The 9,345-nt window shown below is 42.2% G+C and carries 6 protein-coding genes and 1 pseudogene; 1 reads left to right on the top strand and 6 read right to left on the bottom strand.

Annotation, left to right across the window (positions count from 1 at the left end; genetic code table 11):
• The 6 genes from Q1V93_RS05410 to Q1V93_RS05385 form a co-directional block, all read right to left on the bottom strand.
• Positions 1 to 1,651 (bottom strand): DNA recombination protein RmuC (locus Q1V93_RS05410; protein WP_300662513.1); only part of this gene is annotated, 1,651 nt, incomplete at its 3' end.
• A gap of 116 nt (positions 1,652 to 1,767) precedes the next feature.
• A complete protein-coding gene (locus Q1V93_RS05405) occupies positions 1,768 to 4,908 on the bottom strand; it encodes an efflux RND transporter permease subunit (RefSeq protein WP_300662510.1) in 3,141 nt (1,046 codons plus the stop codon).
• Positions 4,909 to 4,919: 11 nt separating this feature from the next.
• The gene (locus Q1V93_RS05400; protein ID WP_300662508.1) at positions 4,920 to 5,969 is read right to left on the bottom strand and encodes an efflux RND transporter periplasmic adaptor subunit; all 1,050 of its coding nucleotides are present in this window, start codon (positions 5,967 to 5,969) and stop codon (positions 4,920 to 4,922) included.
• Between the two features lie 22 nt (positions 5,970 to 5,991).
• Positions 5,992 to 7,293: a TolC family protein gene (locus Q1V93_RS05395; protein ID WP_300662506.1), complete on the bottom strand. Its 1,302-nt coding sequence runs from the start codon at positions 7,291 to 7,293 to the stop codon at positions 5,992 to 5,994.
• A 29-nt stretch (positions 7,294 to 7,322) separates the two neighbouring features.
• A complete protein-coding gene (locus tag Q1V93_RS05390) occupies positions 7,323 to 7,940 on the bottom strand; it encodes a TetR family transcriptional regulator (RefSeq protein ID WP_300662504.1) in 618 nt (205 codons plus the stop codon).
• 391 nt (positions 7,941 to 8,331) lie between these two features.
• Positions 8,332 to 9,045, bottom strand: a complete 714-nt coding sequence (locus Q1V93_RS05385) for a hypothetical protein (protein WP_300662502.1) — start codon at positions 9,043 to 9,045, stop codon at positions 8,332 to 8,334.
• An 82-nt stretch (positions 9,046 to 9,127) separates the two neighbouring features.
• Here Q1V93_RS05385 and Q1V93_RS05380 point away from each other — a divergent pair.
• Positions 9,128 to 9,345, top strand: a pseudogene (locus Q1V93_RS05380) (hypothetical protein); the annotation flags it as partial.

Below are 9,345 nucleotides of genomic sequence, written 5' to 3'. Positions count from 1 at the left end.
GGAGTTTACGTTCGATAGCACGAGTGCGCTTGCCCATAACCTCCTCCAATTGATCACCTGCGCTTTGCAGATTCTTCTGTACTTTCTCGAGCAAACCTCCGAATTTACCAAATTCTGTTTTTACAGCTCCTAGGATAGTCCACACTTCTCCGGTGCGTTTCTGAATGGCTAGGGTACGGAATCCCATCTGTAGGCTATTTAGGATAGCACCTAGTGTTGTAGGGCCGGTCACAACAATTTTGTATTCACGCTGTAAGGTTTCCACAAGACTGGTGCGGCGGATTACTTCGGCGTATATGCTTTCGAAGGGAAGAAACATGATAGCGAAGTCTGTTGTATAAGGTGGATCTACATACTTCTCGTGAATATCCTTAGCCATCTTTTTAATAGTTGCTTCCAGTTGCTTGCCGGACGACTCAATCAGAGCGGTATCTCCTGCTTCAAAGGCATCGTAATACTGCTCGTATATATCTTTGGGGAACTTTGCATCAATCGGTAGATAGACCGTACTGTTGCTATCATCTTTGCCGGGTAGTTTGATGGCGAACTCGACAAATTCGGTTCCACTCTTCTTAGTCTTTACATTGGCGTCATACTGTTCCGGACTCATCATTTGCTCTAGTAAAGCGCCAAGCTGTACTTCACCGAAAGTTCCTCGCATTTTGGCCATTCCTTTTTCATCTTTGTAATGAATGGAAATGCTCGTTTTCTTCACTACCAAACCTGTTCCTGTGACGCTGATCATCTGGCTTGCCTCGAACTGAAATCTTTCAGGCAGGAGTTTAAAATCGGCTTCTGATACAAAATTAAAAGCAGCAGGCAGTTCCCAAACATGTTCTTTTACAATCAATCCTTTCGAATTCACAAAAAACACCGTTTCCGTTTTCCCGCTTTGAATGTCGATCAATTCACTTTCCCAAACTGTTCCCAGGGCTTCCCCGTTTTCCTGACAAGTGGCGCTCGGTAAATGAAATACTTCCTGCAGTGTTTCCGGATCAATCACATAAAGCCCTTGATAGAGCGGCCAGTATTCTTCCGTTGAAACACCATTCGCCTGTCCGCCATGAATCAGGAAATAGACCTTCTTGTGTTTGGAAGCAAAAACTCCGTCAACTCCCGAAGCAAGCGTAAAACTTCCCTGCAGATTCACAAAAGGGTTAAAGTTGATCAGTTTCCATTGGTTATTTTGCTTTTCAAACAAAGCAACACTAAGCACTCCCCGCGCAAAACGTCCGGTTCCGTCATTGTGATCGGAAGTGGAAAAACTAATAATAGCTCTCGAAATTCCGTCTTCGGTCTTAAATTCATACGCACCGCATGCAACCGTATAATTGCGCTCGTAAGGAATAGTTTCTTCTTCCGGTTCATCATCAAGGACTTTGAAAACACGCTTTTCGCAACCCCGACAGGACCAAAAAGCAGCACTTCTCCATTCTACCGTTTCAGGATCATCTTCATCCATCGGAGCAGGAAACAGTTTGAACAGAATTTTATCCGGATCCAGTGCGCCCGAACCGAAATCCAATTGTTTCATTTTTTCCAGATCAAAGGAAATGGCTTTTGGCTTCTTCATTCCGGATTCCTGAGCCTGGCTTCCGAAAGAGCATGCAAAGAGCAAAAAAAACGATAAAATAGCGGATAACTTCTTCATTTAACATTGACTTACCCTCGAAGTTACATAAAAACCGCAAATGGTTCGCCTGAAAAATAGCAGACAAAAAAAATCCGGCAGTGATAGTCTGCCGGATTTTCTTGTTTCAGTTAATATTAGATCACTCCGTGTACGGTAGCTTCGTCTTCCCCTTCGAGGTTTATTTTCTTTTTGGTGAATTTCGCTTGTAATCTGTCAACGACATAATACATCATTGGTACTACAATAATAGTCAAGAACATTGAACTTGTCAAGCCCCCGATCAAAATCCATGCAAGTCCGTTTTTCCATTCCGCTCCTGAGCCTGTTGCTGTTGCAATCGGAATCATACCGATTACCATCGCAATGGTCGTCATCAGGATCGGACGCATACGTTCACGAACCGCTTCCAAAAGCGCATTGTATGTGGAACGGCCTTCTGCTTTCAGGTGATTCGTGAAATCCACGATCAGGATCGCATTCTTGGCCACGAGTCCGAGGAGCATCAACATTCCCAGCATCGTAAAGATTCCCATGTTCGAAGAAGTCAGATTCAGTGCCAGAATAGCTCCGATCAATGACACCAGGATTGAGAACAATACAACAAACGGATAAACAAAGTTATCATAAAGCGCAACCATGATCAGGTAAACCAGGATCAAACCGATTCCCATCGCCATTCCCAATGCACCCATGGATTCTTTCTGACGTTTTACTTCACCACCCCACAACATACGCACGTTTTTATCCAACGGTTGTTTGTCGAGGTATTTGGTAATTGAATCAGCAACTGTTCCAGCAGCTGTTCCCAAAACGTAGGATCTCAAAGTCGTATTTGAAATACGGTTTTTGCGTTCCAGCTGACCGTAACCGTTTTCAATGGAAACATCTGCAAATTCACTCAGGCGAACCTGTTTTCCATCGTTTGTTACAAAAGTCATTTCTTTGATGTTGTCCACGTTGCTTCGGTCATACTTATCCAACATAACGCGGATATCGTACTCATCACCTTTCACATCGAAACGCGCATCGTCATTACCTGTCAAACTGTTTTGCAACTGCATTCCGACACTTGCAATCGGCAAGCCCAATTGTCCCATTTTTTCACGGTTCAAATCAATTCGCACTTCCGGAGAAACCTCATCCGTTGAAATAGTCGGATCTTTTGCTCCCGGAATCGACAGAATGTGATTCTTCATGCGGCGCGCTTCCTTCATCAATAAATCCGGATCGTCTGAAGAAAGGAAAATCTCAATCGGTGCTTCTTCCGAATCCACCATTCCCATGTTCAGGGCTTTCACCTCAACTCCCGGGTATTTATCCTGGATCTTCTTTCTGATTTCATTCATGTAATTCAAAGTCGGATATTTTTTCTGCATATCCTTCTTCATTTTCACGGTAATCTCTGATCTGTTTTCCTGTCCGAAAGCTGCTGCTCCCATTCCTGAAGATGGTCCTCCGACATTTGAAAACACGATATCAATCACATCTTTCTGTGCCAGGATCATCTGCTCGATCGCCAGCGTAGTGGTATTGTTTTCCTCAAATGTGGTACTCTTATCGTATTTCAATTTGATCATAAATTTCCCCTGATCTCCTTGTGCAACGAATTCCTGCCCCACGATTCCAAGTCCCATGGAAGCCATACTTGCAAAGAACAGAACCAAAATCCCGATTCCCATAATGATTTTATGTCTCAATGACCAACCAACCAATTTCACATAACCGTTCGTAAAGGAATTGATCATGTTTTCGAACCAGATCAAAATAAGTTGGAACGGGTTTTTCGGATTCAGTTTTGTTTCTTTTGCCAAACGCGATGCCAACCATGGAGTTAAGGTAAAACACACCAATAAAGACATCAATGTTGAAACCACAACGACAATCGAGAATTGGCGCAAGATATCCGAAATTGTTCCTTCGATGAAGACCACCGGCGAGAACACCACGACGTCTACCAAAGTAATCGCCAATGCCGTAAATCCGATTTCAGTACGTCCGTCCAAAGCCGCTTTCCTCCTTCCTTTCCCCATTTGCAAGTGGCGGTAAATATTTTCCAGTACCACAATGGAGTCATCGACGAGAATACCAATTACCAGGGACATTGCCAGAAGGGTCATCAGGTTCAGCGTATATCCAAGCATATACATCGCAATGAATGTCGAGATCAATGAAGCCGGAATGGCAATCAATACGATCATCGCATTTCGCAAACTGTGAAGGAATAACAGCATCACTGCTGCTACCAGGATTACTGCCAGCTCCAAATCGTGCAATACGGCATCAACCGATTCAATCGTCGGAAGAGACGTATCTGTAGCAACTGTGAATTTCACTCCTTCTTTCTTGTATTTTTCTTCGATTTCCTTGAATTTCAGTTTTGTCAAATTCGCCATATCCACGGCGTTTGCATCACTTTGTTTCTTAATCCGAAGACCGATCCCGTTTATTCCGTTGAAACGGCTCACAGTTACCACATCATCCGAACCATCCGATACGTCAGCGACATCTCCCAAACGAACAGATGAAGTTCCGTCTGTAAAAATGATCAGGTCTTTCAAATCATCTACTGTCTGAAACTTTCCAGCCAGACGAACAGTCATTTGTTCCGTTTCATTTTTCAATTTTCCGGTAGGGAATTCCACGTTTGCAGCAGCAACGATCTGATTTACCTGCGCCAGTGACAAACCGTACATTTTCAATTTGTCTTTGTCTACATCCACACGGAATGCGCGCTTTTCACCACCGATTACCTGTACTTCCGCTACACCTTTCGTTTGTTTGATCTGCGGCAAAAGCTCCCGGTCCATCAACTCCATGAAATCGCGGTCGTCCATGTTCTTTGCAATGGCACTCACCTGCAATACGGGAGAAGCATTCGGGTCGATTTTCGCCAAAGTAGGCGTCTTTGCTCCTTCCGGAAGATCATTGAGAATGTTGTTTACCTTCCGTTGTGCATCTTCCAAAGCCATATCGATATCTGCCGATGCTTTGAATTCCAGCAATACAATGGATGCATTATCCATCGAGAAAGTCGTTACTTCCGAAATATTTTCCAGACCGCTCAAGGCGTCTTCAAGAGGTTTTGCTACCTGTGTTTCCACCGTAGCCGGAGAAGCTCCCGGATACATCGTTGTAACCGTCAGAATAGGCGGTGAGAAATCCGGTAAGAGCTCATAGCTCAATTGATTATAACTTAATAAACCTCCTCCGATCAGAATTGTGAAGATCACAATAATGAAGGAGGGTCTTTTTATGGATAGTTCCGTTAATGTCATGACCCTTTCAATTAGTTGGTTTTAACATTTGAATTATTTTGAAGGTTCACTTGCCCTTTCACAACAATTTGATCGTCTTTTTTAATTCCGTCTACGACCTCGATATAATCTCCGTCTGATGTTCCTGCAGTAAAGTTTGTCAGGATTGATTTCTTGTTACGAACCACATATACCTGTGGATTTTTCGATGAACCAACCAAGGCCAAACGAGGCACAGATAAGGCCGTTTTACTGGTTGAATTTCCGATACGAACCGAACCGTACATTCCTGCCATCAATTCGCGTTTCGGGTTCGGTACAACTACCTGAACTTTGAAGTTGTGCGCTCTGTCGGCTACCACGCTGATGTTTGTGATTTTTCCTTTGAACTCACGGTCTCCGTAAATATCTACACGAACGGATACCTGCTCACCCAAACGGAATTTCATTACATCGCGCTCCGGAACGTTTACAGTCAGTTTCAAGCTTGAAATATCCGTGATCTCAAACAATTGTGTTCCGTTTCCTACGAATGATCCCAAATCAATCATTTTGCGTGTAATCACACCCGCATAAGGAGCTGTAATGGAAGTACTTTTGATTTGTTTCTGGATCTGCTTCTTTTGAATTTCACCGGAACGAACTCCTAATTTTGTTTTTTCAACCTGCACACCGGATACGGCATTTTCTTTTGCCAGGTTGGAATAACGATTATCATCATTCTTGTTTCCTTCCAAACCAACTTCTGCATTATCCAATTGCAACTGAAGCATCTCATCATCTACTTTAGCAAGCAACTGACCTTGTCTTACCTGATCTCCTTCTTCAAACTTCATGCTGATAATCTTTCCGTTTGCATCCGAACCTACTACGTTTTGTCTTGCAGGTTCAAAGGTTCCCAAATAAGAGAATGAACTTTCAAACTGGTGGATTTCAGGAGTAGCAATTTTCACCAAAACAGCAGCTTCCGGGTCATTAATAAATATTTTAGCTTGTACTTCCTTCTGATTCGACTTTAATTTTACAACTACAAGTGCGATAAGAACCACAGCAACTATAACGATTGTGATAACTCTTTTCATCTTTTTTTCGGTTAATCTGTTTTTATTTAATTCCTCCTATGTTTTTTAAATACTCCAACTCTGCCTGACGCAATTTCACGTAAGCAAGAACTACGTTGGTTTGTGCCTGCTGCAGGCTATTGCTTGAATTCACCAAATCATTTGAATCAACGGTTCCTTCATTGTATTGCAATTCGGTTTGTCTGTAAACATTTTCAGCCAATTTCAACTGCTCCTGTGCAATTCCCAACGAGTTGACCTGAATTTCGATCTGCTTTTTCGCATTTTCAGTCTGCATATGCAATTGCTGCTTCAACAAGGCTTCCTGGTTTTCCAGTTTCATGTGATTGATCTTGGTAACTTTTTGTTTGTGGTGTTTTTCCAATCCGTCAAACAAAGTCCAATCCAAACGCAGTCCCAAAAATGCTGACTCGATTCCCGCACGTACATTATCGGACGGTTTCGTATTGTAAGTGTAATTGTAAGCTGCAACAAATGAAAGCGACGGAAGGTAGGCCATGTTGGTTCCTTTTCGTTCTTCATCATTCATGCGAACCTGGGCACTGATCAATTCCAGTTCCGGGTAATTGATGGTAGCGCCATCTACCAGAATGGATTTTTCCACCAAATCATCCGAAGCAAGTGTAATGGTCTGCTCTTCCGGAATTCCGATCAGAATTTTCAACATCATCTCCAACTGTTCTTTGTTTGCCTGAAGTGTCTGTTTCTGATTCACTGAATTCAATCGGTTGATACGCAATTTATCTACTTCCGTTTTGATGACCATTTGTTGTTTCTCCATGGCTTCCATGTTGTGAATCAACTTTTCGATATTGATCAGGTTCGAATCCACGAATGCGATCTGCTTGTTTATCGCCTGGAGGTTAAAGAATACGTTTGCCACTTCCGTTTTGCTGTCGCGTGCCGTCACTTTTTCCTGGATTTCGATCAATTGCTGCTGAATTTTCAAGGTATTGATTCCGGAGTTTAACTGCGGATTGTATAACACTTGCTGCAATTGAACCGTATTTGACAAGTTAAAAGGAACCCCGAAAGCTACAGTAGTATAGGTTCCCGGTGTTCCACCAAACATCGCAGCCGGAATCAACTGTCCGGGAATGATTGCATTGTACTTGTAATCACCAGTAAACGTAACTTTGGGCAGGCGGGCAGCCAGGTATGACGAAATCTGGCTTTTATTCGCTGCTACGTCCAACCGGGAGTTAACAATGGATAAATTCGCTGTGTCCGCCATTCTTAAACATGTTTCAAGGTCTAATATCTGAGCTGAAGCGCCACTTCCAGCTCCTAAAACCATGAGTACACCTAAAAAAACTTTTCTCATCTTAAATCTTTGTTTAAATGAAGTGTTTATTATTTATTTTTTTGGATAAACAAGTATCCGATTAGCATTTCTGTAACATATTGTTTTTGAAGCATTAAACGTTCTGTGTATTGCTCCTCTTCCAGCTTATTGATGTACTTCATCAGAGGTTTTGCCATAAACGGATAATGACAGTTTGCTGTAATCAGCAACATGATATTTGTCAGGTCCATTTTACGGATAACTCCTTTTTCCTGTGCTTCGATCAATTCTTCAAAAACTCCGGTATTCCCTACTTTTTCTAAAATTTTCGCATGATCAAACTCGCATTTATCGCCGCGCGAAAGTTCCGATAAAATAAAACGGGGAATGTCGGGGTGAAGCGTTAAAAATTCGTATTCTTTTTCAATGAAAATGCGCATTTTGGATTCCAGGCTCAGGTCCTTTTTGAAGACTTCAACGGTTGAAAGCATGAAATCTTCCATCACTGCTTCAAAAACCAATTTAAACAACTGCTTTTTGGAACAAAAATAGTAGTTCACCAAAGCCACATTCATTCCTGCTTCTTTTGCAATTTCGCGAGATGTACAACCATCAAAGCCCTTAGCAATAAAGACACTCTTTGCTGCTTCGCGAATCTTTTCTTCTGTGGATTGTTCTTTACTCATAATTTCAAAATCGCCGCAAATTTAAACACAAATTTTAAACAGACGTTTAAAATCTTTTTGTTTAATTGTTAAAATCCGCCAAATACCCTGAAAATAAAGGCGTAAACAAAAGGATGAAGCGTTTAAATCAACCTTTAAGCAAAGCAAATTTGAGTATGAAATATCATATCAACTACGAAAAATCGGTGAATGGTAACCTCAGTAGCGTCAATGGTGGAAATGGCTGAATAAACCGATTAAATACGAGGAATTATGTCCTTAAAACGAATCTCCTGGTTTTATGGTTTTTCTGGATTATCCGGAAAGCTAACAAAAGCACACATCCCTTGCCACCATTGGGTAAATAGATGCATGTCTATCCATCTTTTACGAACCTCTAAAAACAGGAAAACTATTCCGCAGGTCCGTCGATAAAGACGTCAGAACGTTTGTTCTTGAAGTAATACGTCATTGCGAAGCCAATCAACAATGAATGAGTTGGCCCGGCCAGATCTTTGGCAGTATAACCGCCCGATGTCGTTGAACCGATCCGGTAGTTTTGGAAATTGTATCCTGAAATATTATATCCGACAATCCAGCGGTAAGCCACAGCTTCATCCGAAGCCAGGATAATCGAAAATGCAGGTTCGATATAACCGGCAGTTACTTGCTGCGGACCATAACTCTTTGTACCTGTTGTTACGAATCGCTGATTTGCAACTCCGAAACGAACTCCCATTTCCAATCCCAGGCGCGGCCCTACCCAATTCGTCCAGCCCAATTCAATATCTCCGCCCAAAACATGCATTCCACCTCGCATGGAAACAACTTTTTGGTGGTCTACTACAGAACCTTCGTTGATTCCCGGTTCGAAAGGGATTTTATACTCGTTGACCTTGTAATACATGTATCTTGGCCCGAAAGCAACATACCAGTTCTTAAACGGTTTGTACTGAACTCTTGGATGCACGCTGATCAAACCATTCAGGTAATTCTTGAACATTTTGTTCCCCATCCCGATCGGAAGTGTCAGCTCCCCGGTAATACTCCACTTATCGTTTCCGATTTGTGCATTGGAATTCGCAATCAAGGAGAGAATGGAGAACAGCGCAAGAACCTTTTTCATAATACGTGTTTATAAGTCTAAATTTACAAAAAGTATTTCGATGGTTCATCCTCGAATGATAGATAGATCGTAACTTTGCTTCATGATCAGGGGCATTATGTACATCATTCTTTCGGGAATGGCATTTTTTGTGGTGAATTTCTTTGTGAAAATGCTCGGAAACCCTGACAATTCGATTATACCCAACTTGCAAAAATACCCGGCCCATGAATTGGTGTTTTTCCGAAGCCTGGTTTCTTTCACCATCAGTGCGGTCATCATTAAATACAGGGGACTTTCTTTATTGGGAAACAACAGGAG

Origin of the sequence: Fluviicola sp. (genome assembly GCF_030151805.1) — a bacterium.
GTDB lineage: Bacteria > Bacteroidota > Bacteroidia > Flavobacteriales_D > Crocinitomicaceae > Fluviicola.
The sequence above is the reverse complement of the archived record's forward strand: the minus strand, read 5'-3'. Positions and strand labels throughout refer to the sequence as shown.

What these genes read in the sequence shown, in the direction of transcription:
- Q1V93_RS05405 (WP_300662510.1), bottom strand. Translation starts at nt 4,908, where the DNA reads ATGACATTAACGGAACTATCCATAAAAAGACCCTCCTTCATTATTGTG.
- Q1V93_RS05400 (WP_300662508.1), bottom strand. Translation starts at nt 5,969, where the DNA reads ATGAAAAGAGTTATCACAATCGTTATAGTTGCTGTGGTTCTTATCGCA.
- Q1V93_RS05395 (WP_300662506.1), bottom strand. Translation starts at nt 7,293, where the DNA reads ATGAGAAAAGTTTTTTTAGGTGTACTCATGGTTTTAGGAGCTGGAAGT.
- Q1V93_RS05390 (WP_300662504.1), bottom strand. Translation starts at nt 7,940, where the DNA reads ATGAGTAAAGAACAATCCACAGAAGAAAAGATTCGCGAAGCAGCAAAG.
- Q1V93_RS05385 (WP_300662502.1), bottom strand. Translation starts at nt 9,045, where the DNA reads ATGAAAAAGGTTCTTGCGCTGTTCTCCATTCTCTCCTTGATTGCGAAT.